Raw genomic sequence first — 24420 nt, 5'->3', positions numbered from 1 at the left:
GTCTGCGTGACCGAGCCTGTCCTGGACCTGCGCCCACCGGCGAACCTGGTCAACCGCCGCGCGATGCTGTTCTGGGCGACCAGGGCGGCACTGGGCTGGCTCGTGCCGCTCGCCGGCGAGCTGCTGTGGCTCCTGCTCGCCGACGGCGGCCCGCCCGCGCTGATCGTCTTCTTCGTGACGGGCGTGCTCGCGCTCACCCACCTCACCGTGATGCCGCAATGGCGCTTTCACGTGCACCGCTGGGAAGTAACCGAACAGGTCGTCTACACGCAGGCGGGCTGGATCAACCAGGAACGCCGCATCGTGCCGGTGTCGCGCATCCAGACCGTGGACACCGAACGCGGCCCGGTGGAACGACTGTTCGGGCTCGCCAACCTCACCGTGACCACCGCGTCGGCACGCGGTCCGGTGCACATCCACGGGCTCGATGTGCAGACCACGCAACGGCTCGCGGCCGAACTGGCCACCCGCACGCAGGCGACGGCGGGGGACGCGACGTGATTTGGCACCGGCTGAGCGCGAAGATGCTCGCCGTCCACCCCGTTCAGGAAGTCATCCGGCTCCTGCCCGTGCTGATCGGCGTGCTGTTCATCGGGCGCAACGGCCAGGGCCAGATCTGGAGCCTGGTCGGCGTCGGCATCGCCGTGCTCGGCGGGGTGCTGCGCTGGTTCACCACGACCTACCAGATCACGCCGACCCACATCCGCGTCCGCCGCGGCCTGCTCAGCCGACGGGAGATGTCGGTACCACGTGATCGCGTGCGTACGGTCGATCTCACGGCACGTCCGCTGCAACGGATCCTCGGGCTGAGCAGCGTGGTCATCGGCACCGGCCGCTCGGACCACCATGACCGGGGCCTCACCCTCGACGCACTGGCCACCCCGCAGGCCGCCCGGCTACGCCAAGAGCTGCTGCGCCGAGCGCCCGCACCCGAAGAAGAATCCGCCGGCTCGGAGCTCGCGCGGCTCGTGCCGGCGTGGATCCGGTTCGGGCCGTTCACCCTGTCCGGCATCGCGACGATCGGTGTCGTGGTCGGCTCGCTGGCCAACATCGTCAACGAAACGCATCTCAACCCGGACGAGTTCGGCTTGCTCAACTCGCTCATCGCGCACCTCACGTCGGCACCGGTCGCGGTGGCCGTCCTGGAGATCACGGTGTTCGCCGCGGTGACCGTCGCCGTGTTGTCCTCGATCGCGTATGTGCTCGCGTACTGGCATTTCCGGCTGGTGCGCAAGGACGGCACGCTGCACGTGACCCGCGGTCTGCTGACCACACGCTCCACGACGATCGAGACGCGGCGCCTGCGTGGCGCGGAAATCAGCGAGCCGCTGTTGCTGCGGGGCGTGGGCGGGGCGCGCTGCGCGGCGATCACGACGGGGCTGCGCGGCCGGGGCGAGCACGGCAGTGCGGTGCTCCTTCCGCCCGCGCCGGTCGCGGAGGCACGCCGGGTCGCGGGCGAGGTGCTCGGTGGAACCGCTCCCACGACGGCCGAGCTGGTGCGCCACGGGCACCGCGCGCGCCTGCGCCGTTACACACGCGCGTTCCTGTTCGCCGCCGCCGTCACCGGGATCCTGCTTCTGCTGTGGTGGCTGGCCGGCTGGTCGGCATGGCCGTGGCAGGCGGCGCTGGCGTTGTTCCCGCTGGGCGCGCTGCTCGCCGAGGACCGTTATCGCAATCTCGGGCACGCACTGCTCGGGCGGAAGCTGGTGTTCCGGCAAGGCAGTCTGCTGCGCCGCCGGTACATGCTGTCCTCCGACGGCGTGATCGGCTGGGTGTTCCACCGTTCGTTCTTCCAGCGGCGGGCCGGCCTCGTCTCGGTCACCGCGACCACCGCGGCCGGGCGGCAGCACTACACGAGCGCGGACATACCGGTGGCGGAGGCGGTGCGGCTCGCGGACGAAGCGGTACCGGGGATGCTCGAGCCGTTTCTCGTGCGGCGCCCGTAGGGCTGTCCCTACCCGAAAGCGGGCATGTACCGCAGTGTCGTACGTCCGCAGGCGCACAACACTGCTTTCACATGACGATCACGCGCGAACGCCCCGGCACCAGGACGGCGACGATCAAAGCACCGCTCGTCGGCCTGATGGTGCTGGTGGTGCTGTTCCTCGGCTATTCGCTGCCGCACTACGTCGGCCTGGATCCCGCGCGGGCGCGCACGATCCCGCCGGCGAACGTGCCCTACTACTACCCGATGCTGGTCGCGCACATCTTCCTCGGTTCGCTCGCCTTGCTGACCGCGTGTCTCCAGCTGTGGCCGTGGCTGCGGCAACGGTGTCCGCTGGTGCACCGGTGGAGCGGCCGCGTGTACGTGGTTTCCTGTGTGCTGGGCGGGATCGCGGTGCTCACGTTCTCCTCGATGACGTACTGGGGACCGAACCAGCAGGCCGCGAACACGATGCTCGGCGTGCTGTGGGTCGCGACGACGATCGCCGGCTGGCGGATGGCGCGGAAACGGCGGTACGCACAGCATCGCGAGTGGATGGTGCGCAGTTTCGCGCTGTGCTTCTCGATCATTCTGAACCGGCCGTGGGGCATGGCGCTCATGGCCGCGACCAGTCCTCAGGACGAGACCGCCGTGGCGCAGATCGTCGGCGTCGGCGCGTGGTTGAGCTGGGTCGTGAACCTTCTTGTGGCGGAGTGGTGGCTGCAGCACAAGCGGCACACCAGGACCGCGTAACCACGACCCGTTCGGAGGGAGGCACTCGCCCGTCCGAGGACCGCGCTATGCCGCACCGTAGCCAAACCGGCCGCGGTGCGTGGAGTAAGGCCGATCTGGCAACGGTCGACGGTGCGCTGATCATGGAGCTCCAGCGTTTCCGGAAGCCGCCGAAGCCCTGCGTCGAAGTCGATCTGGATCCCACCACCGTGGGCGCGGTACGACTGCTCAACGCCCCAGCCACTGTCCACCCTGGACATGCAGCTGCGGGGACACGTCGAGATCGACGATGACGTGGTGCGTCTCGATCCGATGCACAGCACCGCCACCGAGCACGCGGACGACGCGGAACGGGTCGCGGCGCACCGGCGCGTCGTGCGCTGGTACGCCGCCGCCGCCGACGCGGCGAGCCGGGCGCGCGCGGGTGACTGGGCGGGGCAGGTGACTCCACTACGTCCTGAGCGCCGGGAGTGGGGAGCCCCTGGCACCTGGCCAGGGGCCTCCCGGTGTACTCAGCCGTCGTTCTCCGAGGACGGGATGTAGGCGCCGGGCACCTTGTCCGGCGCGTAGATCTTGTTCTCACCCGGGTAGGGCTGCGTCCAGCCATGCGCTTCGTACCACGTGAAGTGGTTCATCTGCGCCGGGTTGGTCGCGTCCGCCCTGGCGTCGGGGCCGGTGAGCGGCTGCTGCGCCTTCCAGGCGTCCCACTTCGCCGCGACCGCCTGCTCGGAGGCGGGCACCGTGGTCGACGGCGCGGGAGCCGCGGCCGGGTTCTGCGGCGCCGGGGTGTCGGCGCCGCACGAGGGCAGCGTCGTCAGTCCCGCGGTCAGCGAGGTCCGGTTGGGCTGCGCGGTGTACGGCGTGAAGTCGGGGTTCTGGGTGAACGCCCCGCGCATCGGGGTCGCCGCGCTGTCCTTCTGGTTCATCGGCTTGACCCCGAGAATCTGCTCGATGGTCCGGACCGCGGTGATCTGCGAGTAGTAGTGGTTGTCGACCACACCGTGCTGGGCCCACGGGCTGATGATCTGCACCGGCGCCCGGTGGCCGTCGACGTGGTCGGAACCGGCCTGCGAGTCGTCCTCGAGGACGAAGATGGCCGAGTCCTTCCAGTACGGGCTGTGCGAGATCTCGTCCACGATCTGGCCGGTGGCCAGGTCGTTGTCCGCGACCTGCGCGGCGCCGCTCGGCGGACCACCGGTGTGGTCGCTGGACAGCCACAGCATGTTCAGGTTGGCCGGCCCGTTCTTCTCGAAGTCACGCTTCCAGATCTGCTCCCGGTAGATGTCCGGGACGCTGGTGTCGAACTTCGGGTAGGCGTGCACCGACACGTTGTTCAGCGACGGGATCGGTGAGGACGAGACCATCGGGTAGGCGCTGTCCTTGCCGGTGGCCTGCATGTTCTTGGTGTCGCAGTACAGGTTCTGCCAGCTCGCGCCCGCCGGTTTGGTCAGGAACTGCTGGAACTCGCCGAAGTCGCGCACGCTCTTGCCCGCCGCCTGCGCCCCGCTCCAGATGAAGCCGGACTTCTGGTGGCCGAGCGCGTCGTCCTCGGTGTCGTAGCTGCGGGTGTACTCGCCCGCGGAGGACTCGGTGTACTCCGGGTTGTCGGCCTGCATCAGCCAGTTGTGGCCCTCGGCGGAGTTCGTGCCGATGTCGTAGGTGTTGTCGTACAACCCGAACTGCTGCGCCAGCGCGTGCTGGTTCGGCGTCACGTTCTCGCCGTACTGCGCCAGCGACGGATCGCCGTTGCCCTGCGTCATGTCGCCGTAGAGCTGGTCGTAGGTCCGGTTCTCCTTGACGATCAGGAAGACGTGCTTGATCGTCGACGGATCGCCGAGCTTGACCGGAACCGGCACCGGCTGCTTGTTGCCCGAGCCGTCGGCCAGTGAGACCGAGCCGCCGTGCCAGCCGTTCTGCGTGAAGACCTTGCCGGTCTCACCCTTGATCACGTCATCACTGGGCAGCGTGAAATGCGTGAGACTGGAGGTGGTGTCGTGGGTTCCGTGCACGTTGGTCGTGGAGCGGCGGGCGTCGATGCCACGGGTGTTGGACACGACGATCTGGTTGCCGACGGTCGCGATCTCCGCGGGGAAGTAGTCCGTCGGAAGCAGCCCGACGTAGCTGACCGGCGCCAGCGGGTTGGTGTAGCGGTAGACGGCGACCGCGTTGGCCCGGCCGAGCGTCACCAGGAGGTGACCGTCGTCGGTGAGCGTCACCGCGTTCGGCTCGTAGCCCACCGACGCCTCCGGCCACGGCTGCGTCGCGATGGTCTGCACCACCTTGTCCTTGGCCGTGTCGATGACGGACACGTCGTTGGTGGCGGTGTTGGTGACGAACAGCGCGCCGTTCTTGGCGTACAACGCCGTCGGGTGCAGACCGACATCGATGCTCGCCGGGGCGGCGGCCGGATTGGCCAGGTCGATGACGCTGACGGTGCCGGTGGTCGTCGCACCGGTGTTCGGGTCGGCGGGCACCTGCGTGTTGTACGAGTTCAGCGTGGTGTCGCCGGATGCCGCCGGGCGCCCACCCTCGTTGCTGATGTAGAGCTTGTGGCCGACCTGGGCCAGCGCACGCGGTGCGTTGCCCACCGCCCAGCTCTGCTTGATGACACCGGTCGCCGCGTCGATGGCGACCACGCGGTTCTGGCCGTTCACCGCGGAGTACACAGTGGACCCGTCAGCCGAGAAGACCGCGGCGCCCACCAGTGCGTGCTTGGCCCCGTCGGCCGGGATCGACACGAAGACCGGATTGGCCAGCGTGCCGTCCGGGTTGACGGTGAACTTGCGGTAGCCGTCGGTCTGGCCCAGCCACAGCGATTTGCCGTCGGGCGAGTAGGTGGGGCCTTCCTGGCCCACGTCGTTGCCGGGGATACGCAGATTGGCCGCGGCGTTGTTGCCGACGAGCTGCTGCACCTTCCAGGTCTTGAGATCCACAATGGACAGCGCCTCGCCGCCGTCGGTGATCGAGGCCGCGAGGTGGCTGCCGTCCGGGCTGACCGTCGACGACATGATCTTGCCGTTGTTGATGACCATGCGGTCGCCGTAGGGCGCGATGTACTGGTCGTCCGAGACGACCTGTCCGTTGTCGGTGGTCTGCCCGACCTGGTCGGTACCGAACTGGGTCGTCTGGGCGAATCCGACGCCACCGCCGACCGCGACGAGCGCGACGGTCACGGTGCCGGCGGTCGCCAGCCGTTTCCTATGTCCTCTGTGCCGGCCGAGAAGGACGAACGGGCCCTTCTCGACACGCCTACGACGGCGCGTTACCTGCATCGAGTTATCCCTTCGGTGTGGTGGGGAGCAGTTCGACGTTGCCGTCGAACTGCCAGAGCGGGTTCGGGGTGTCGCCGGAGGGGGTGTGGACCTGGAAGTAGCCGTTCACTTCCTTGGGCCCGTCCCCGTCGGCCATGAACCGCCCGTCCGGGGTGACGTCGAGCTGATAGATGGCCGTCCCCACGGCCGCGACGTCGGGGAGATGCCAGGACACGACGCAACGCCAGTCGTTGCCCGGTCCCTCGGGGGTGTTCATTCCGCCGCCCTTGGTGCACGCCGCCGTGGTCGCCAGCTGTGCTTCGCTCACGTCGGGGCGGTTGAGTTCCTTGGTCTGCAAGCGGTAGAGGTGGGCGAACGCGGTGGCGACGGAGCGCTGCACCTTGTCCTGCTCGATCCCGGAACCCCAGGACGGCGTGGACACGCCCACGATCGCGACGGTCACGGCGACGAGCCCGGCCAGCGGAAGCGCCCCCGCGGTCAGCGCCCTGCGGCCGGCGCCTTCGTCGGTGAGGTTGGTGAAATCGCGCCGCAGGAACAGGAAATAGGCCAGCGCGGTCGCGAGAATCGCCCACACCAGGCTCACCGCGATGCCGATCAGCAGCGGGCCGAGCTGGGCGGGCGCGCTGAACAGGCCGTCCCACGAGACGAAGGCGTAGGTGGGCAGCGCGAGACGCACGGCGACGGGCAGCGGCAGCATCTGGGCCAGCGCCATCGCGAGCGCCACGACGACGGGCACCAGCAACCCCATCGGTGACCGTCCTAACACGACAGACCCGAGCAGTCCGATCGCGGCCAGCGCCAGTGTCGGGGCGAGCACGCAAACCCAGGCGAGCAGCACCTTTCCCGCCGCGTCTCCCGACGACAGCAGGTGGCCGTCGAGCCCGGCCAGCGGCTGGTCGCCCACCGCCGCGAGCCCGCCGACGATGCCGGACACGGCCATTCCCGCGACGAGTACGAAAAGGACGGTGAGACTGGCCAGCGCCTTCGCCGCGAAGATCCGCCGGTACGACCGGACGGCGACGAGAAGGTGACGCCAGGTGCCGAGCCGGTCCTCGGAGGCGAACACGTCACCGGCGACCACGGAGGTCAGCAGCGGAAGCGCGTACGTGCCGGCGAAACCGAGCATCACCAGGGATCCCGCCCATCCCGTGGCGTTCATCCAGCGGCCGAAGAGCGTGTCGACGGGCAAGGAGTCCTGCTGGCTGACCGCGGCGACGAACAGCGCGGGCGCGATCCAGCACGCGAGCACCAGCGCGCGCACCCGCCACTGCGCGAGCAGCTTGACCAGTTCGAAGCGGTAGGCGCGGGAGACGGAAACGGGGCGCGCGACTGTGGTTTCGGCGACGGTCGCGGTCATCGCGTGACCTCCTGCTCGGTGAGGGCGAGGAACGCGGCTTCCAGCGGCGACACCACCGGAGCGAGTTCGCGCACCGCGATGCCGTCCCGAACGAGCCGTGCGACCAGTTCGTCGAGCGCGGGCACCTGCGCGCGGACCACGAGCACGTCCGGTGCGGCGTTGAGGTCGTGGATTCCGCTCGTTTCGGCGGCCACCCGGCGCGCGGCTTCCGGGTCGGAGGTCCGGATGCGGTAGTCGAGTTCGCGGTTCTCGGCGGCGAGTTTGCCCAGCGGGCCGGAGAAGACGACGCGACCGGTGGCCAGAATCGTGACCTCGGAACACAGCGCCTCGAGGTCGTCCATGCGGTGACTGGACAGCACCACCGTCGCGCCGTCGTTCGCGAGCCGCGTCAGGACCCCGTGCACGTGTTTCTTGCCCGCGGGGTCGAGCCCGTTGGCCGGTTCGTCGAGCACGAGCAGGCGCGGTTTGGTCAGCAGCGCGGCGGCGAGTCCCAGCCGCTGCCGCATGCCCAGCGAGAAGCCCCGGACCCGATCGCCCGCGACGTCGGTGAGCCCGACTTCGGCGAGCACGTCGTCGATGCCGGCCGTGCCCACACCGCGCAGCGCCGCGAGCGCGGCCAGGTTCTGCCGCGCGGTCAGCGCCGGGTAGAGGCCGGGGCCGTCCACGAATCCGGCCACCCCGCCGGGCGCGGCGAGTGCCCGCCCGACGAGTGCGCCGAGGATCTCGAGTTCGCCTTCGTCGGCGACGGCGAGGCCGAGCAGCAGCCCGAGCAACGTCGTTTTGCCTGCTCCGTTCGGGCCGACGAGCCCGTGGATCTGGCCCGGCGCCACGTCCAGGTCGACGCCGTCGAGCGCGACGACGTCACCGAAGCATTTGGTGATCCCGCGTGCGCGGACTGCGGGCGCTGTGTCCATGGCGTTCCTTAGCTTCTTCACAGGTCGGCCACAGAAACTTAGGCACAGCAAGTGACTTGGCCGACCCGCGAAGATGAACGCTGCGGGAACGCGAACCGTCAGGCGATCGCCTAACGGTGTTCAAGGACATTTCGGACAGGGCGACGGGCCCGTTTCAGGCCAGCGTCAGCCACAGCACGCTGGCGACCCCGGCGAGTCCGCAGTAGATCGCGAACGGGGTGAGTGTGCGAGTGTGGAAGTAGCGGATCAGGAACCGCACGGCGAGGTAGGCGCTGACGAACGAGGCGAGGCTGCCGACGAGGATCGGCCCGTGGATCCCCTGCCCGAGCGGTCCGGTCAGGTCCGGGATCTTGAGCGCACCCGCCGCGAGAATGACCGGCGTGGCCAGCAGGAACGAGAACCTGGCGGCGTCCTCGTGGGACAGTCCGCGCAACAGACCGGCCACCATGGTCACGCCGGAACGGCTGATCCCGGGCAGCAGGGCGAGGATCTGCGCCGACCCGATGAGCACACCCCGCCCCATCGGCAGCCGGGCCAGCCTGTCGTCGGCGGACTCCTCGACCGCGGGCACGGCCACGGTCTCCGCGCGGCGGCGCAGCCGCTCGCCGAGGTAGAGCACGAACCCGTTGACGATCAGGAAGATCGCGGCGGGTACCGGCTTGCCGAGCACGGTACGGAACAGATGTTCCAGCAACAGCCCGGAGATCCCGACGGGGATGGTGGCCAGGATGATCAGCCAGGCGAGGCGTTCGGCCGAGGTACGCACGCGGCGGTACCGGATCGAGGTGATGAACCCGCCGATGATGCGCACCCAGTCACGCCAGAAGAACAGCAGCAGCGCCGCCGCGGTGGCGACGTGCAGACCGACGATGAACGCGAGGTAGGGCGATTCGGGTGCGGACACGTTGAGGTCCTGTGCCCACCGGCCACCGACGAGCGCGGGCACCAGGACGCTGTGCCCGAGGCTGGACACCGGGAACAGTTCGGTGACGCCCTGGAAGGCACCGACGACGATGGCTTCGAGGTAGGTCAGGCTCATCGGTTCTCCTGCGCTCTGCGGCGGGCGCGCAGCAGTTCACGCGCGACGGGAATCAACGACAGCAGCACGATCACGGCGATGATCGGCAGCAGATAGGTGTCGATACTCGGGATCTGGCTGCCCAGCAGGTATCCGGCCAGCGTCACGCCGAGGGACCAGACCAGCCCGCCGACGACCTGCCACAGGGCGAACACCCGCGCGGGCACGCCGAGCGCACCGGCGAGCGGGTTGAGCACCGTCCGCACCAGCGGGATGAACCGGGCGAGCACCACCGCCTTGCCGACGCCGTAGTTGTCCAGGGCTTCGCGCGCGCGCACCGTCGCGGCGTGCAACCGCGGCCGGTCCGGGCGGTCGAGCAACGGCGGGCCGGCGCGACGGCCGATCAGGTAGCCGGTCTGCGCGCCGAGCACCGCGCCGACCGCGGCGGCCACGAGCACCCATGGCAGCGACAGGTGCAGGGACGAGCCTGCCGTCGTCGCGCACAGCAGGCCCGCGGTGAACAGCAGCGAGTCACCGGGCAGGAAGAAGCCGATCAGCAGGCCGGTTTCGGCGAAGAGGACCAGCGCCACACCGAGCGGGCCGAACGTGGCCAGCAGGCTGTGCGGGTCGAGTGGGTTCAACGCGAGAACGTGCACGTTCGCAGTGTCGGCTGGGCCGGGTTAACGGTTGGCTAAACGAGGGCAAGCGGGCCGTTCAAATCGGGAGGAGCAGCGTGAAAGTGGCCGGCGACGGCCGCGACAGCCACAGCCGGCCGCCCTCGGCCTCGGCGAGGCCGCGCGCCAGTGCGAGCCCGATGCCACGGCCCGTCCCGGCGGCGCGGCGTGCGAACGGGTCGGCGTCGTGGCCGAGGCCTGGGCCCTCGTCGGCGACGTCGATCGCGAGCGCGTCCCCGGCGTCGCGCGCGGTCACCGTGACGGTGCCCCGGCCGTGCGTGACCGCGTTGTCCAGCAGCACCGCCAGGATCTGCCGGATCGCCGCCTCGGAAGCCTTCGGCGACGGCGGGTGGTCGGTGGTGATCCGCAGCTCCCGGTCCCCCGCCGCGAGCAGGCCGCGCCAGTCTTGTTCCGCCTCGGCGAGCAGCACGCCGAGATCGGCGGTGCCCGCGGCGGGGCGCCGGTCGCGGGCGAGGGCGAGCAGGTCGTCGATCGTGCGTTCCAGGCGGTCCGCGGTCTCGATGCCGTCGCGCAGCGCGGCGCGGGTGTCGGCGTCCGGGGCGTCGAGCGCGGCTTCGAGCTGGAGCCGCAGCCCGGCCAGCGGCGTGCGCAGCTGGTGGGAGGCGTGTGCGGAGAAGGCCCGTTCGCGTTCGAGCATGTCGCCGATCCGCGCAGCCGTGGAGTTCACCGACGATCCGACCGAGTCGATCTCGGCGATCCCGGTCGAGCGGGCACGCACGGTGAAATCGCCTTCGCCGAGGTTGCGCGCGGTCGTGGACAGCTCCTCCAGCGGACGCGCGAGCCGGGCGGCCATCCGGCGTGCCACGAGCCAGGTCAGGCCCAGCGCGGCGACGGCGAATCCGACCATCGCCAGCCAGGTCAGCCCGATCCGCAGGTAGAACCCGAAGCCGCCGCCCGCCGTTCGCACCACCCCGACAAGGACCCCGCCGTCGGTGACCGGCGTCGCGAACACGAGATCGGGATCGCCGCGCACGGCCTGCCCGGCGAGCGCGCGGCCCACGATCTCGTCCGCGGTCGCAGGGCCGGTTCCGGTCAGAAGCCTGCCGTCCGGGGCGTAGACGGCCACGTCGGTGTCGCGGCCCGCGGCCGGCAGGCGCACCGCGGTGGGCTGGGTGGCCAGCGTGTCGGCGATGGCGAGCGCGGCGGAGTCGGCGACGCGTTCCAGCTCGGCGCGCTCGTCGTCGAGGTAGTACTTGGCGACCCCGGCGGCCAGCGGCAGTCCGAAGAGGCTGATCGCGAGTACCGCGGCGGCGAGCGTCAGCGCGACGATCCGCTTGCGCACGGGCCCTCCCCGGGACGCTCGAGCCGGTAGCCGTGGCCGCGCAGGGTCGAGATCCGCAGCGCCCGTTCCGGATCCGGGGCGGCCTCGGTCAGCTTGCGGCGCAGGGCGGCGATGTGCACGTCGAGTGTCTTGGTGGAGCCGTACCAGTGCGCGTCCCACACCTCGGTCATCAGCGTGTCGCGGCTCACCGCCGCACCCGGCGTCTGCGCCAGCCGGGCGAGCAGGTCGAACTCCTTGGCACGCAGGACAAGCTCGTGCCCGTCGAGGTACACCCGCCGCGCGGCGATGTCCACCCGCAGCGGCCCGACCTCGATGGCGTCCTGGGTGGTGGCGGGGCCGCGGCGCAGGTGCGCGCGGATCCTGGCGAGCAGCTCACCGAGGCGGACGGGTTTGGTGAGGTAGTCGTCCGCCCCGGCCTCCAGCCCCACCACGACGTCCATCTCGTCCTGACGGGCGGTCAGGATCACCAGCACGGTCGACGGCTGGGCGGAGCGCATCCGCCGGCACACCTCGATCCCGTCCAGATCGGGAAGCCCGAGATCGAGCAGAACGAGGTCGAACGGCTCACGGTCGGTGGCCGCGAGCCCGCCCGTACCGGTGCGCTCCCAGCGGACCGTGTAGCCGTGCCGTCGCAAACTGGCCTCCAGCACGCCGCCGATCGTCGCGTCGTCCTCCACCACCAGCACCCGAGCCATGGGCAAAGCCTAGAGCCCGGGCGGGGGACGAACGTCGCTGTTGCCCTGAGCACGGCGACGCGCCGAGGCCGGGCCGGGGTTTCATGCTGACCTCTGAGAGGACGTGCTGCGGAACAACACCGTCGCGAGGACACCGAGCACGGCCAGCCAGGCCAGGCCGAGCAGCAATGGGCCGGTCTCGTCGAAGTGGTCAGTGAGGCCGCCGTCGAGCAGGACGCGGTAGGCGCCGTAGCCGGGCAGCGCCTGCGCCCAGGCTGGAGGTTCGGTGCGCAGCATCGGACTCTGGCCGATACCGAGGTCGAGGAACGGGATCAGGAAGGCGATGAACACGCCGCTGACCCGGCCGAAGATCGGGCCGAGGCAGACGCCGAGCAGCGCGTAGGTCGCGGCCAGCAGCAGGTTCGCGGCGATGAACACGCCCCACTGGTGGGCGTCGAACACCGCCGCGGTCACGACCAGGGAGGCTGCCGTGGTCAGCAGCACCGCGGCGGCGACCACGCCGAGACGCGCGGTCAGCAACGCCGGGACGCGGAAACCGGCCAGGGCCAGGCGCTGGTCACCGGTGCGGGCGTCGAGCACGATGAACAGCCCGGCGAGCGCGGCCAGGGAGGCGATCGCGATCGGGGTCATGGTGCCGGCGTGGACGTCGGGCAGCCAGAAAGTCGGCGTGACCGGACGGCCGTCCTCGACCAGGGACAACGTGGTGGTCTGCTCGGGCGTGATCACCTTGGACAACCAAATGAAGATCACCGGGACCACGATGAGCAGCACCCACAACACGGGGTTGCGGCGATAGTCCCGCAGCCCCATCCGCAGCCCGGCGACAACCTGATCGACGACGGAACCGGTTCGGGTGCGATGGCGGGCGTGCGCGACGCGAGTGGTCGCGGTGACCACGAGCGCGGCGATGACGAGGGCGCCGAGGGTCCAGGTCAGCCCCCAGCCGAGGTCGCCGAGCCGGCCGCCGTGGCGGGAGGGCAGGTCGACCATCCACAGCGTCACGAAGTGGGTCGGCAACCACCGGGTCTCGATCCGGTCCGGGGAGCCGAGAGCGGGGCCGAAGAACACGTCGACGATCCAGACGAACAGGATCAGCACCGTGCCGTTCACGGGACTGCGCACCAGCACCCCGACCAGCGCACCGATGGCCAGGTAGACCACAGCGAACATCGCAGTGCCGGCGATCACCCGGCCGGGCTCGTCGATGCCGCTCCGGGTGGCCAAGGCGAACAGTGCCGCGGCCGCCGCGAGCGACGCGAGCGCGAGCCCGGTGAGCAGCCGGGCCGTCACCAGCCGCGGTGCGGGGAGCCCGGCCAGGATCAGGCGGCGGTCGGCGGCGCGGGCAGCGCGGGTCTGGAAGTACATCGCGATACCGGCCAGGAATCCGGCGGCCCAGCCGGCGGTGGCGGTCTCGACCGACAAGCCGGTGCCACCCAGCAGTTTCGCGGCGTCGGCCATCGGCCCGGCGGCGACCACGACGAACACGACCGGCACCAGGACGAGCACGAGGAGGTTGACCGGGTTGCGCCAGTAGTCGGCGAGAAACCGCCGTACGAACACGGCCGTATCGGCCAACGGCAGGGCGGTCATCTCGGCACCGCCCTGCCGTCGCGCAACTGCACGAGGCAGTCGAACCGTTCTTCGTCCGCGACGAAGTGGCTGATGATCAACACGGTTCGTCCGGCGTCGCGGCGCGTTGCGACCAGCTGCCAGAACTTCAGGTAGGTGTCCCAGTCGAAACCGGCATAGGGCTCGTCCAGCAACAGCACCTCGGGATCGGCCAGCAGGGCCAGGCCGAGGTTGAGTTTTGCCAGCGTGCCACCGGAGAGCTGGTCGGCACGGGTGCCCGCATAGCGCTCGAACCCGAGCTCGGCGTACAGCTCGCGCCGCGACCTGGCTTGGTCCTCCGGGGTCAGGCGGTAGGCGCGGCCGAACAGCTCGAAGTGCTCATCGCAGGTCAACCGCTCGTACACGACCGGCTCCTGGGGGCAGTACCCCAACCGTCCATTGTGGATCACAGTGCCCGCGTCGGGGGCGAGTGCGCCGACGAGGATCTTCATCAGGGTGGACTTGCCGGAGCCGTTCTCACCGACCAGGCCGACGACCTCGCCGGGGTACAGGGTGAGCTCGACCCCGCGGAGGACCAGTTGGTGGTGACGGGCGGGCCAGATCCCGCGTCGGTAGGTCTTCTCGATCCCGGCCGCCTCCAGCACCGGCACGCGGCGTGTGTCACCAGGGGCGGTGGCCGGGGTGGTATCCGGGGAACTGACCGGGAGCATGGCGATCGACCTACTCTCATGAGGCTGGCGCCGTGGTTTCGGCGACCGCCCGCTGCGGGATCGCCGCGGTAGGGGGCGAGGGGTGTTCGGTGGGGAGCGTGCCGCTGTGGGCCGAGGAGACGTTGGCCAGCAGCCCGGCCAGGTAGGCGGCTTCCCCGGCCGCCGCGACAGCGGGCAGATCTCCAGTGCTGACCGCGCCGACGGAATCCGCGAGGTGACAGGCGAGGACCTGCTGCCCGACGGCCTGCAAGGCGCCCTGGACGGCGGCGAGTTGAATCAGCACGTCCTCGCAGGAGCGGTCTTCACCGAGCATGCGCTCGACGGCCAGGACTTGCCCGGCCGCCTGCCGCAATCGGCGGCGCAGCGGTGACAGCTCCCGAACGAACGGGACCTGCGGGTCGTGCGATGTCGTGGTGGTCATGGCGAGCTCCAAGGTCCAGCCGCGGCCGGTGGCAGTCCGGTGATGCGGAGTTCGACTTGGGTGCCGAACCCGGCCAGGATCAGCGCCAGCCGCGGCGCGTCGGACACCACCTGGTCGATCCCACCGACCCCGCCGACGACCAGCGTGCAGACCAGCGCCAAGGCATCAACCATGACACTGTCCTTTCAGGACAGTGCGTCGAGTTCGTCCTCATGAACCTGTTGTCGAGCGCGGGCTGCCGCGAAGCGCGGCCAGTCGGCTGTGGTACTCCTGCTCGTCGATCTCCCCACGCGCGAACCGCTCGGCCAACAGCTGCTCCGGGGTGGGACGCGGCGTCGCGTCGTGCTCGGGGCGTTGCGAAGTGCGCGTCAGGTAACGGATCAGGGCGACGACGCCGAAGATCACCAGGCCCCAGAACAGCACCATGCTGACCGTCATGAGTGCGTATCCCCATCCGCTCATTCCATTGCCGTACCAGTACATCATCGTGAACTCCTCATGTCACATGTCGAAAAAGGACTAACGGTTGTCTACATGCGGTTGTCGCCGTGTCCCATGCCGCGCATCATCAGCGTGCACACGACCGGGGCCTCCTCAGCGAGGGCGGAACGAAGCCGAGTTTCTGATACAGCGCGCAATGCCCGAGCGCTCCGGTCCCGGCCAGGTCTGCTCCGGCCAGCACGAGCAGCGCAAACAGCACGACGGCCACCACAGACGCGGCGCTCGTCAGGAACACGACGCCGACGATCGCGGCCAGGCCGAGCAGAATCCGGCCGGCCCGTTCCGTGCGGGTGATGTTCACCGTGCGCCACCGAGGAATGATCCGGTGGCTGGGCGCCGGAGAGCCGTGCATGTCGCACCTCCTAGCTGTGCCACTTCTCCACTCACCAGGGTGGTCGCCCACCTCGCAAGGGACTAGGGACCTCCTGCCCGCGGTGGGGTGTCCGAGGTCCCTACCTGGGGTGGGTATGCGCGCGAACAGTGGACGGCACCACCGACGGGAACGCCGCGCCGGCCACATACTCCGGAAAGAGGTGAGCACGGTGTTGGCGGCATACAGACAAGTCACCGCCAGCTACTGGCCCGCGGTCGCGATCGGGGCCATGCTGCTGCTCGCGCTCATCCTAACGACGGTCGCCACGGCGCGGCGCGCACGCCGCCGGTCCCACGGAGCGAAAACGCCGGCGTCCGCCGCACCGCGAACCGGCGAACAGGAACAGGACACCGAGGATCCGCACCCGCGCTGCCACGCGTCGATCACCGAGGCGCTCATCGTCCGCGAGCGAGTGTCCGGACAGATCGGCGCCGCGACCTACCAGGCGCGCATGAACGATCTCGCCGCCACTCGTCCCGACCGAGGAGCAGGCCATGTCGAGCGTTGACCTCGTCGTCGTAGTGGTCGCGATCGCAGCCGTCGCCGGCCTGGGGTGGTTCTTCTTCGCGCCGCGCCGCGCCCGCGCCGCCGCGGTCAGCGACGGAGTCCAGCGCATCCAGGTCATCGTGCGGGGCGGGTACAGCCCGAACGTCGTGCAGGTGCATCAGGGCGTGCCGGTGGAGATCGAGTTCGACCGGCAGGAAAGCGGGGACTGCACCTCCCGGGTGGTCTTCCCCGATCTCCAGCTCTCGGCCGCCCTACCCGCCCATGAGCACACGACCGTCCGGTTCACCCCACGGGAAGCGGGGGCGTTCGGGTTCGCCTGCGGCATGAACATGATCCACGGCACGCTCGTCGTCACGCCCAACGGCCACGACGCGGCTCCGGACGATCACCCGGCACCGCCCGCCGCGACGGTCGGCGGGTCCGAGTCCGCCGCGGAGGTCGAAGCCGCGCAGGCCCAGGAGCGGCGCGCGGAGATCAGCGACCTGACCCGCCGGGTCGTGATCGGCGCCATCCTGACCGCCCCGGTGCTGTTCGCCGTCATGGCCCAGTCGCTGTTCGGCGCGGACTGGCTGCCGGCCGTGCTGCTCAACCGCTGGTTGCAGCTTGCCCTGATCACGCCGGTGATGTTCTACGCCGGGTGGCCGATCCACCGCACCGGCTGGCTCGCCCTCGCCCACCGCGGCGCCGACATGAACAGCCTCATCACCCTCGGCACCGTCGCGGCCTACGCCTACAGCCTGCTCGTCACCCTCGCCCCGACGCTGCTGCCAGCGGAAGTGCGGGAGGTGTACTTCGAAGCTGTTGGCGTGATCCTCACGCTGATCATGCTCGGCCGCCTGATGGAAGCCCGCGCCAAAGCAGGTACCGGCGAGGCCATCCGCGCCTTGCTCGGGCTGCAGGCCCGCACCGCTCGCGTCCTGCGCGGCGGCGCCGAAGCCGAGATCCCGATCGAGGAGGTCGTAGTCGGCGACGAGATCCTCATCCGGCCCGGCGAGAAGATCCCCGTCGACGCCACTGTCCTTTCCGGACAGTCCGCGGTCGACGAGTCGATGGTGACCGGGGAGCCGATGCCGGTCACCAAGCACGCCGGGGACACCGTCATCGGCGCGACCGTCAACACCACCGGGTCACTGCGAGTGCGCGCGGCCAAGGTCGGCGCGGACACCATGCTCGCCCAGATCATCAAGATGGTGCAGGCGGCGCAAGCCTCCAAGGCGCCGATCCAGCGGCTGGCTGATGCGACCTCGGCGTACTTCGTGCCGGTCGTGATCGCGGTTGCGATCGCCACGTTCGCCGTATGGTTCGTCGCCGGCCCGGCTCCGGCGTTGACACTGGCGCTGGTGTCGGCGGTGGCTGTGCTGATCATCGCCTGCCCCTGCGCGCTCGGGCTGGCGACCCCGCTGTCGATCATGGTCGGCACCGGGAAGGGCGCACGGGCGGGCATCCTGATCCGCTCGGCCGAAGCACTGGAGACCGCACAAAAGCTCGACACGATCGTGCTGGACAAGACCGGCACCATCACCGCCGGCAAGCCCGCGCTCACCGACGTCCACGCCGTCGGTCCGTTCGATGAGACCGGTCTGCTCATCCTGGTGGCGGCCGCCGAAGCCGATAGCGAACACCCTTTGGCCACCGCCATCGTGACCGGTGCCCGCGACCGCGGTCACACCCTGCCCGCTGCCGAGGACTTCGCCTCGATCACCGGCAAGGGCGTGCGTGCCACCGTCACCGGCCGCACCGTGCTCGTCGGCACCACCACTCTGCTCACCGAAGCCGGTATCGACACCGGTGAGCTGGAACCGATCACCGCCCGCCTGTCCGCGGAGGGCAAGACACCCGTCCTCGCTGCCGTCGACGGTCGTCCGGCCGGGGTGATCGCGGTCGCGGACACGATCAAGGACGACTCGGTCGCCGCGATCGCCGCGCTGCGCAAGCTCGGCCTCCAGGTGGTCATGCTCACCGGCGACAACGCGCGCACCGCGGCGGCGATCGCCCGCCAGGTCGGCGTCTCCCGCGTGCTGGCCGAGGTCCTGCCCGAGCACAAGGCCGGCGAGATCCGCCGCCTGCAATCCGAGGGCCGCCGGGCCGGGATGGTCGGCGACGGCATCAACGACGCCCCCGCGCTCGCCCAGGCCGACGTCGGACTGGCCATCGGCACCGGGACCGACGTCGCCATCGAAGCCGCGGACATCACGCTCATCTCCGGTTCACTGGCCGGTGTCGTCACCGCGATCCGGTTGTCGCGGGCCACCATGCGCAACATCCGGCAGAACCTGTTCTTCGCCCTGATCTACAACGCCATCGGCATCCCGGTCGCCGCCGGAGTGCTCTACCCGCTGCTCGGGCTGCGGCTCTCGCCGATGCTCGCCGCCGCCGCGATGGCCCTGTCCTCGCTGTCGGTCGTCGGCAACGCCAACCGCCTGCGCCGCCACCGCGCCGAACCACTGCCGCCCGCCGAACCGCCCGCGATCGAACCCCGGGTGGAAACCGGTGCCACGGCTCGACTCCAGACCGCAGGCCGGTGACCGCGATCAATCGCCGCACGGTGCTTCGCGTCGGCCTCCTGATGGCCGGCGCGGGAGTCCCGTCGGCCTGTTCCTCCGGCGCAGCGCACGGCGCGAACCGGGCCTGCCCACCGACCCGCGCGTAACCGACACCGAGACCCGGCGTCACATCACCGGTCGAACGCAGACGGTCCGGCCCACCGCACGGAACGGCACTGTCGACCTCGGCGGCCCCAGATCAGGTCACCGGGTCCGATGGAGACCAGGTCGAGGAAGAGTTCGACTTCGCCGTCGGCACGAGCACACTGAATACTGTTTGGTGTCTACTGTGGACCGGACGTCGGGCGACAACGTGCTGACCCTGCACGCGGACGCGGCGAGCTGGCGAGGCGGCACCGTCAGCCTGCTCGTGCCTTGGCCGGTCACCTCCGGCGCCGCCGAGCTCGCGCGGGCGGAGCGGGCACTGCGCGTCGTGCCGCACCAGCGACACGACCGCCGCGACGCCCGAGCCACAGCAGTTGGCGCTGAGCGGGGAGTTCGTCCTCGCCCGGGAGCCCTACGCCGCCGGACTCAGCCGCACATGCGGCCCATCTGCGTCATCATGTGGTTCATCGTGTCCGCTGTCGCCGGCCACGCCCAGACCGACAGCGCGCCCACCGCAAGCAGCACGGCCACGGCGATCGCCAACGGCACCAGCCACCGCGGGATCGCGGTCGCGGTCGGCGCCACCGCAGTCGAAGGGGCAGCGGCGGGAAGGTCTCGGGTCAGCGCATCCAGGTCACCCAGCGTGCGAGCGGCATACGCGGCGGCCGAACGCTCCGAGAACTCATCGAGGGTCAGCCGCCCCTCGCCCACCTGCTCGCGCAGCTGCGACACCACCCGCTCACGGTCGGCATCGGAGGCCCGCAACATCGGATCGGTCATCGCCACCACCTCCCCATCAGGATAGTTCCGATCGCCACCGGTCACCGTCGAGCGCTTCCTGGGCGCGCAGCAGTGGTCCGGTCGCGCCACGTCCCGGCATCAACGCCTGCCGGAGTAAAGGATTCTGCCGTTCGGGGGCCGGCCCCGTCGACTTTGTCGTGTTCGGTGAACAGATACACCGCTGGGACGACGGAGCCGAAGTGAGCGACGACGACCGGAAGCCATCGGAGCAGCTCTGAAACGCTGTTTTAGGTGTGCTTAAGGCCCGGCGAGCCAACGCGGACGTCGGCTACATCACCGTCCATGACGGTCGCCGCTCTCGTGTGGCTCCCTGCTGGCCGATGCGGCGCTGAAGAAGCTGGGAGACGGCCTGCAATGACTGGTGCTGCTGCACGGCACCAAAAAGGCCCTCCCCGGCGAACCGGAAGAGGGCCTTTGACCTCGAGTGGACCTAACGCTAAAGCATACGAACCACCGCGACCTACTGGTCGAAGGTCCAGAAATCCAGGTCAGCCCCGTGGACGGGCCCGCGCGGCAGCTCGATGACGACCAGGTCCAGGAACTGATCGAGGGCTACACGTCGGGTGCGACCGTCTACGAGCTGGGTGATCAGTTCGGCATCGAGCGCCGCACCGTGTCCGCGATTCTGCATCGCCACGGTGTCCCGATGCGCCGCCGTGGCCTGTCCGAGGAACAGGCCGACGACGCGGCTCGGCTCTACTACCAGGGCTGGTCGCTGGCCCGGATCGGAGACCGCATGGGTGTCGCTGCCGGCACCGTGCGCCAACGCCTACACGAGTGCGGCGTCCCGATCCGCGACACCCAGGGGCAGCCCCGGGTAGGTGACGCTCGATGACAAGCACGTCATCCCGCCTAGGTACCGTCCCTGATCGATCACTGCGTCTGCAGTGCGCGTGCACGCTGTTGGTGGCCGTGGGCGCTGCTTACGTCTCCTATCGGCACGGCCGGCAGTTCGCCCTGCGGTTCGGTGCCGACGAAACCACTGCCACCCTCTGGCCACTCATTGTGGACGGGCTCTTGACGATGGCAACGGTCGAGCTGTGGAAAACTAGCCATTATCGCCGTGCCGCAGGACAGTGGAAGGCATGGCTGTCGTTCAGTCTGGGTATCGGATTGTCGCTTTGCGCCAACGTAGCCTCCGCACCCGAGCTGAACGCCTTCGCCATTGCCGTAGCCGCCTGCCCACCGCTGGCGCTACTGCTCTCGGTCGAACTACTCAACCAAGCCCTCAAGAGGCGCCGTGCGGAGATGACGACCGGGGAGAGTCACGAGTCTGCCGAGCCCGGATCAGCGCTGCCGGCTTCGGCGGACTTGGGCAGGGCCAGCCAGACGCTGGACGCTCCTGAAGAGGTCGAAAGGGTGCCAGCCCTGCGCACGGCCGTGAACAACATGGCTCGTCACAGGGCCAACAGCGCCGACGCCGCCTCATACGGTGGAGATGGTGATCCGCTGCGCGAAGAGGCATACCGACTCGACGCCGAACACTGGAACCACTACCAACGGCCGATCTCAGCCGACACGCTCCGCCGCCAGCTCAGCATCGGCTCGAAACGATCCCGAGCCCTCACCCGCCACGTCCGTCAACACCGCCAACCCGGAGCGGTGCTGGCAGCGGTCGATTGAACTTTGAAGCTTTGGCGACGCCGACGCGCAGGCGCCACGAGGCGGCGCAGAGGCAGTTGACGATGGTGTTGCTGATCCTACTGCCTAACTGCCGCTTGTGGTGGTACAGCTCACCCTTATCCAGGCCGTGAATATCCACAGGTTGACTGCGTTTAGCGGTCAACGTTCGGCTCTCTTTGGATCAGAGGATTTCCGGTGGAATTGGAATTGAGGCTGCTGGCCCAAGCGGAACAGCGAATACGAGACCGCCGTCGCCATCCGGGGAGCCTTACCACTGCCTCTAAGAGCGCACCAAGGTCATCGCTATCCGCAAGGACCTCAATGACGCCAGCGGCATCGAGTACGCGACGAGGCTGGCCGGATGCGTGCAGGACGTGGTACGAGGTTCCGTGTTCAATCGCAATGACATAGCCCGTTAGCAGTGCATTGACTGTGGGGGTGCTGATTTCGCGTAACCCCTCCAAGTTGATTTCAAACCGATCCGGCCACTCACTCAGGATCACACCGGTAATCAGCCATTCCAAGCTCGCAGCGTCCTTTTCCAACACCTGGCCTGCCAGGTCAAGTCGTCTTTCCGAATGGCTGCGCTGGTGGATGGTCGCAGAGAATGCCATCGGGCCCTCTTTTCGCATTGCGTGCGTGTGTGGCGGGGTCCGGGCCGACAACTGTCAGTAGGCACGGTAATGCTCCGGGTTTCCAAATGCAACACGAGGGCGGGGCGCGCGAGTGCCGCCATGGTCAGTCGTCCCGCTCGCGCGCCCACCCGTTAGATAAGTGATTTCCGTCACATGTCCTCAGTGGTCGTCTCGATGCGGTCCTCAACGACTATGTGCCGTACTTGAAGCGCCTCCACTCAGTGCCATTACGGGCGTAGCCACCGCCGAGCCCCACAGTCTCGCGACCTCATCGATGGGCGTTGTGTGCTCTTAGCGTGGTTTCTCTGCTGTGATGAGCGCATACCCGAGGGTGCCGGTGGCGGCGGCGTGGGCGGCGAGTCGCGTGTAGTGCAGTACGGCGTCGACGTCGACCCCTGCGGCGATTAGCTGGTCAGGGGCGGTCATGCGGAGCAGCTTCAGCCGCGCCTCGATCGTGTCGATCATCGACCGCAATGCCTCGTCGTGGCGTTGGGTGTGGAGGGTGCGCAATCCAGCGGCGTCGAGGATGGCGATGTAGTCGCTAAGGGGGCGGGCGTCGGCGATGCATGCGACCCAGCCGGTCAGCCCGGCAAGTTCGGCGGGGAGCCCATCCGGGTGCACCGTGACGTCGGTGATGCCCACGCGCCCGCCGGGGCGCAGCACACGCGCGAATTCCGCTGCCGCAGTGGGTTTGTCCGGGAAGGTGCAGAACGCGCATTCGCAGATCACGGAGTCGAACTCAGCGTCGGGAAGAGGAATTCGTTCGGCATCGCCGGTGTGGAAACGCACCGCTTGCGTGAGCCCCGCACCGGCTGTGGTTGCCTGCGCTGTGGCCACGGTGCTGTCGTTGAGTTCGATTCCGTCGACGCTTACACCACGTTGGGCGGCCAGCAGGCGGGCCGTGGCGCCGGGCCCGGCGGCAACGTCGACGACACGCTGCCCGGCACGCAGGTCGAGGGCGTCGGCGAGCCGCTCGGTCAGAGCCTGCCCGCCGGGGTGGTAGGACTCGCCGAGCAGCAACGCCATCGCGTCGTTGCCGTAGGCCGCCGCGCAGCAATTCTTGATCTCCGCCGCATCAGCCGGACTGTGTCGGGTGCTCACGATTCCACCGCCTTGCGTCCCACGTTCGTCCGGTCCGGCGCGACGGCGTGCCGGTCGGCGTCTCCGGCGGTCGCGACTTTCGAGCCGTAAGGCGAGTCGGTCACGATGGGCTGCAGTTCGGTGGCGTTGGGGACCACGCCGGCGACAGCGACGCCGGACTGCTGGGCGCGGACTTGTTCGCGGTAGCCGACGGAGTTGTAGGCGCAGAAGGGGATGATGCGCCCGTCGGGGGTGATTTCCTCGACGCAGCACTTCATGAGTTGTTTGACGTTGAGGGTGTAGGGGTCCTGGAAGTCCTGCACCACGATCATGAACGCCTTGTCGCCCAGGTCCTTGGCGGCTTCCGGCAGGTCGATGCCGCATGCTTCGCATTCGAGCTCAGCCGCGGTGGTCTCCAGGTTGGTGCTGGTGGTTTCGGTGCCCATGAACGCCGAAGCGCTCCAGAGCTTTTCGAATGCTTCGCGGACACCTTGGTCGGGCATGACGCGGTTGGTCACGTAGTCCAGGTAGTCATCGAGGTTGATCAAGCGCGGGATGGGGATGACGTCGGTGCTCTCGCCGGTCTTGTCGACCAGCAGGTAGGTGATCGAGCGGCAGGTGGGAAAGCAGCACGGAACGGGGAAGAAGTCGCTCGTGCGGAACCAGTCCGAGCACTGGTCGGCGAGCAGTTCGATCACGTCCGAGTTGGTCAGCCGGTTCAGCGGGTCGAACTCGACGTGCCGCCCGGAGTGCGTGACCGGCTGAAACGCGACCGACCGCACCGCCGGATGTTCGATGCCGAAGCGGACGATGTCGCCGACCTCGTGCTCGTTGAGGCCGCGTTCGAGCGCGGCCACGAGGGTGACGGTCAGTCCGGCCTCGGCGCAGTTGTCCAGTGCCTTCTGTTTGCGGTCGCGCAGGTTCTTGCCGCGGATCTCCAGGTGGGTGCGCTGGTCGAACCCGTCGAACTGCAGATAGATGTTGACCCGCTTGCCGGGCCGGTTGCGCTCACCCAATGTCTGCACGAAGCGTTTGTCGGTGGCCAGGCGGATGCCGTTGGTGTTGAGGTTGACCGCCTTGATCGGACGCTGCTGGGCGAGGTCGATGAAGTCGAGGATGTGCTTGTGGATGGTGGGCTCGCCACCGGAGAACATCACGACCTCGGGTTCGCCCTCGGCCTCGACGAACACATCCAACATCCGCTCGCACTGCTGCAGAGTGATGGAGTAGCCGTCGGGTTGGTGGCCGGAGTCGGCAAAGCAGATCGGGCAGTCGAGATTGCAGTTGGTGTTGACCTCGATGATGCCCAGGCAGGCGTGCTGCTTGTGTTCCGGGCACAGCCCGCAGTCCGACGGGCAGCCCTCTTTGACTTCGGTCTGGAATGCCAGGGGGATCGTGCCCGGCTTGTTGAACCGTCCCGAATCCAGGTATGCCTGCGCGTCGCCGTAGACCAGGGCCTCGAACCATCCGTGCTCGACGCAGCGTTTGCGCAGGTAGACCTTGTTGTCGCGGATGTTGACCTGGCCGTCGACGACAACCTTGCACACCGGGCAGATGCTCTTGGTGTACTCGACGAACACCTCGTCGCGATCCTGCTTCTGCTGCGCCACGCTGGAGCCCCGCTTCTGTCTCGGTGATCGACCTACGCGCACAGCTCAGCAGC

General features: G+C 69.0%; 25 protein-coding genes. 8 read left to right on the top strand and 17 right to left on the bottom strand.

What is annotated here, in order from left to right:
- Window positions 1-63 precede the first annotated feature (63 nt).
- The 4 genes from HFP15_RS22635 (at window position 64) to HFP15_RS22620 (ending at window position 3199) form a co-directional block, all read left to right on the top strand.
- Window positions 64-501: a PH domain-containing protein gene (locus HFP15_RS22635; protein WP_168518755.1), complete on the top strand. Its 438-nt coding sequence runs from the start codon at window positions 64-66 to the stop codon at window positions 499-501.
- Window positions 498-1946: a PH domain-containing protein gene (locus HFP15_RS22630; protein ID WP_312871698.1), complete on the top strand. Its 1449-nt coding sequence runs from the start codon at window positions 498-500 to the stop codon at window positions 1944-1946. Before HFP15_RS22635 ends, HFP15_RS22630 begins: the two co-directional genes overlap by 4 nt.
- A gap of 71 nt (window positions 1947-2017) precedes the next feature.
- Window positions 2018-2677, top strand: coding sequence for a DUF2306 domain-containing protein (locus HFP15_RS22625; protein ID WP_168518705.1), 660 nt, complete (start codon window positions 2018-2020; stop codon window positions 2675-2677).
- Between the two features lie 237 nt (window positions 2678-2914).
- Window positions 2915-3199 (top strand): hypothetical protein, encoded by a 285-nt coding sequence (locus tag HFP15_RS22620; RefSeq protein ID WP_168518704.1) that lies wholly within the window; start codon window positions 2915-2917, stop codon window positions 3197-3199.
- On the opposite strand, the gene HFP15_RS22615 is transcribed toward HFP15_RS22620, so the two are convergent.
- From HFP15_RS22615 to HFP15_RS22555, 13 genes are all read right to left on the bottom strand, one after another.
- Window positions 3169-5928 (bottom strand): alkaline phosphatase family protein, encoded by a 2760-nt coding sequence (locus HFP15_RS22615; RefSeq protein ID WP_168518703.1) that lies wholly within the window; start codon window positions 5926-5928, stop codon window positions 3169-3171. The two genes, HFP15_RS22620 and HFP15_RS22615, sit on opposite strands and share 31 nt — an antisense overlap.
- 4 nt (window positions 5929-5932) lie before the next feature.
- Window positions 5933-7285, bottom strand: coding sequence for an ABC transporter permease (locus HFP15_RS22610; protein ID WP_168518702.1), 1353 nt, complete (start codon window positions 7283-7285; stop codon window positions 5933-5935).
- The gene (locus tag HFP15_RS22605; RefSeq protein ID WP_168518701.1) at window positions 7282-8199 is read right to left on the bottom strand and encodes an ABC transporter ATP-binding protein; all 918 of its coding nucleotides are present in this window, start codon (window positions 8197-8199) and stop codon (window positions 7282-7284) included. Before HFP15_RS22605 ends, HFP15_RS22610 begins: the two co-directional genes overlap by 4 nt.
- A gap of 154 nt (window positions 8200-8353) precedes the next feature.
- Window positions 8354-9238: an undecaprenyl-diphosphate phosphatase gene (locus tag HFP15_RS22600; RefSeq protein ID WP_168518700.1), complete on the bottom strand. Its 885-nt coding sequence runs from the start codon at window positions 9236-9238 to the stop codon at window positions 8354-8356.
- Window positions 9235-9873 carry a DedA family protein gene (locus HFP15_RS22595; RefSeq protein WP_312871697.1) on the bottom strand — a complete coding sequence of 213 codons (639 nt, stop codon included), beginning with the start codon at window positions 9871-9873 and terminating at the stop codon, window positions 9235-9237. Before HFP15_RS22595 ends, HFP15_RS22600 begins: the two co-directional genes overlap by 4 nt.
- 58 nt (window positions 9874-9931) lie before the next feature.
- A complete protein-coding gene (locus tag HFP15_RS22590; RefSeq protein WP_168518699.1) occupies window positions 9932-11194 on the bottom strand; it encodes a HAMP domain-containing sensor histidine kinase in 1263 nt (420 codons plus the stop codon).
- The gene (locus HFP15_RS22585) at window positions 11170-11889 is read right to left on the bottom strand and encodes a response regulator transcription factor (RefSeq protein ID WP_168518698.1); all 720 of its coding nucleotides are present in this window, start codon (window positions 11887-11889) and stop codon (window positions 11170-11172) included. The genes HFP15_RS22590 and HFP15_RS22585 overlap by 25 nt, the downstream gene beginning before the upstream one ends.
- Window positions 11890-11970: 81 nt before the next feature.
- The gene (locus HFP15_RS22580; RefSeq protein ID WP_168518697.1) at window positions 11971-13479 is read right to left on the bottom strand and encodes an ABC transporter permease; all 1509 of its coding nucleotides are present in this window, start codon (window positions 13477-13479) and stop codon (window positions 11971-11973) included.
- Window positions 13476-14108 carry an ABC transporter ATP-binding protein gene (locus HFP15_RS22575; protein WP_312871696.1) on the bottom strand — a complete coding sequence of 211 codons (633 nt, stop codon included), beginning with the start codon at window positions 14106-14108 and terminating at the stop codon, window positions 13476-13478. Before HFP15_RS22575 ends, HFP15_RS22580 begins: the two co-directional genes overlap by 4 nt.
- 76 nt (window positions 14109-14184) lie before the next feature.
- Window positions 14185-14589, bottom strand: coding sequence for a metal-sensitive transcriptional regulator (locus tag HFP15_RS22570; protein WP_168518695.1), 405 nt, complete (start codon window positions 14587-14589; stop codon window positions 14185-14187).
- The gene (locus HFP15_RS22565; RefSeq protein WP_168518694.1) at window positions 14586-14762 is read right to left on the bottom strand and encodes a hypothetical protein; all 177 of its coding nucleotides are present in this window, start codon (window positions 14760-14762) and stop codon (window positions 14586-14588) included. Before HFP15_RS22565 ends, HFP15_RS22570 begins: the two co-directional genes overlap by 4 nt.
- Before the next feature lie 37 nt (window positions 14763-14799).
- On the bottom strand, window positions 14800-15075 hold the full coding sequence (locus HFP15_RS22560; protein ID WP_168518693.1) for an SHOCT domain-containing protein: 276 nt from the start codon (window positions 15073-15075) through the stop codon (window positions 14800-14802).
- 82 nt (window positions 15076-15157) lie between these two features.
- Window positions 15158-15442: a YgaP family membrane protein gene (locus tag HFP15_RS22555; RefSeq protein ID WP_210717708.1), complete on the bottom strand. Its 285-nt coding sequence runs from the start codon at window positions 15440-15442 to the stop codon at window positions 15158-15160.
- 190 nt (window positions 15443-15632) lie between these two features.
- On the opposite strand from HFP15_RS22555, the gene HFP15_RS22550 reads away from it, so the two are divergent.
- Both HFP15_RS22550 and HFP15_RS22545 read left to right on the top strand, forming a co-directional pair.
- Window positions 15633-15971, top strand: a complete 339-nt coding sequence (locus HFP15_RS22550; protein WP_168518692.1) for a hypothetical protein — start codon at window positions 15633-15635, stop codon at window positions 15969-15971.
- Entirely contained in the window at window positions 15958-18495 is a 2538-nt protein-coding gene (locus tag HFP15_RS22545) for a heavy metal translocating P-type ATPase (RefSeq protein WP_168518691.1), read from the top strand. The genes HFP15_RS22550 and HFP15_RS22545 overlap by 14 nt, the downstream gene beginning before the upstream one ends.
- A 549-nt stretch (window positions 18496-19044) precedes the next feature.
- Here HFP15_RS22545 and HFP15_RS22540 read toward each other — a convergent pair.
- Window positions 19045-19398, bottom strand: a complete 354-nt coding sequence (locus HFP15_RS22540) for a DUF1707 SHOCT-like domain-containing protein (RefSeq protein ID WP_168518690.1) — start codon at window positions 19396-19398, stop codon at window positions 19045-19047.
- Window positions 19399-19882: 484 nt separating this feature from the next.
- On the opposite strand from HFP15_RS22540, the gene HFP15_RS22535 reads away from it, so the two are divergent.
- The gene (locus HFP15_RS22535; RefSeq protein ID WP_210717719.1) at window positions 19883-20254 is read left to right on the top strand and encodes a sigma factor-like helix-turn-helix DNA-binding protein; all 372 of its coding nucleotides are present in this window, start codon (window positions 19883-19885) and stop codon (window positions 20252-20254) included.
- The gene (locus tag HFP15_RS22530; RefSeq protein ID WP_168518688.1) at window positions 20251-21042 is read left to right on the top strand and encodes a DUF2637 domain-containing protein; all 792 of its coding nucleotides are present in this window, start codon (window positions 20251-20253) and stop codon (window positions 21040-21042) included. Before HFP15_RS22535 ends, HFP15_RS22530 begins: the two co-directional genes overlap by 4 nt.
- A gap of 152 nt (window positions 21043-21194) precedes the next feature.
- On the opposite strand, the gene HFP15_RS22525 is transcribed toward HFP15_RS22530, so the two are convergent.
- From HFP15_RS22525 to HFP15_RS22515, 3 genes are all read right to left on the bottom strand, one after another.
- A complete protein-coding gene (locus HFP15_RS22525) occupies window positions 21195-21656 on the bottom strand; it encodes a hypothetical protein (protein WP_168518687.1) in 462 nt (153 codons plus the stop codon).
- A 312-nt stretch (window positions 21657-21968) separates the two neighbouring features.
- Complete coding sequence (locus HFP15_RS22520) at window positions 21969-22778, bottom strand: class I SAM-dependent methyltransferase (protein ID WP_312871695.1); 810 nt, start codon at window positions 22776-22778, stop codon at window positions 21969-21971.
- Window positions 22775-24367 carry a radical SAM protein gene (locus HFP15_RS22515; protein ID WP_168518686.1) on the bottom strand — a complete coding sequence of 531 codons (1593 nt, stop codon included), beginning with the start codon at window positions 24365-24367 and terminating at the stop codon, window positions 22775-22777. Before HFP15_RS22515 ends, HFP15_RS22520 begins: the two co-directional genes overlap by 4 nt.
- Window positions 24368-24420: the final 53 nt, after the last annotated feature.

Origin of the sequence: Amycolatopsis acididurans, assembly GCF_012328925.1 — a bacterium.
GTDB classification, from domain to species: Bacteria; Actinomycetota; Actinomycetes; order Mycobacteriales; family Pseudonocardiaceae; genus Amycolatopsis_E; species Amycolatopsis_E acididurans.
This window is presented reverse-complemented; position numbering and strand designations above follow the sequence as displayed.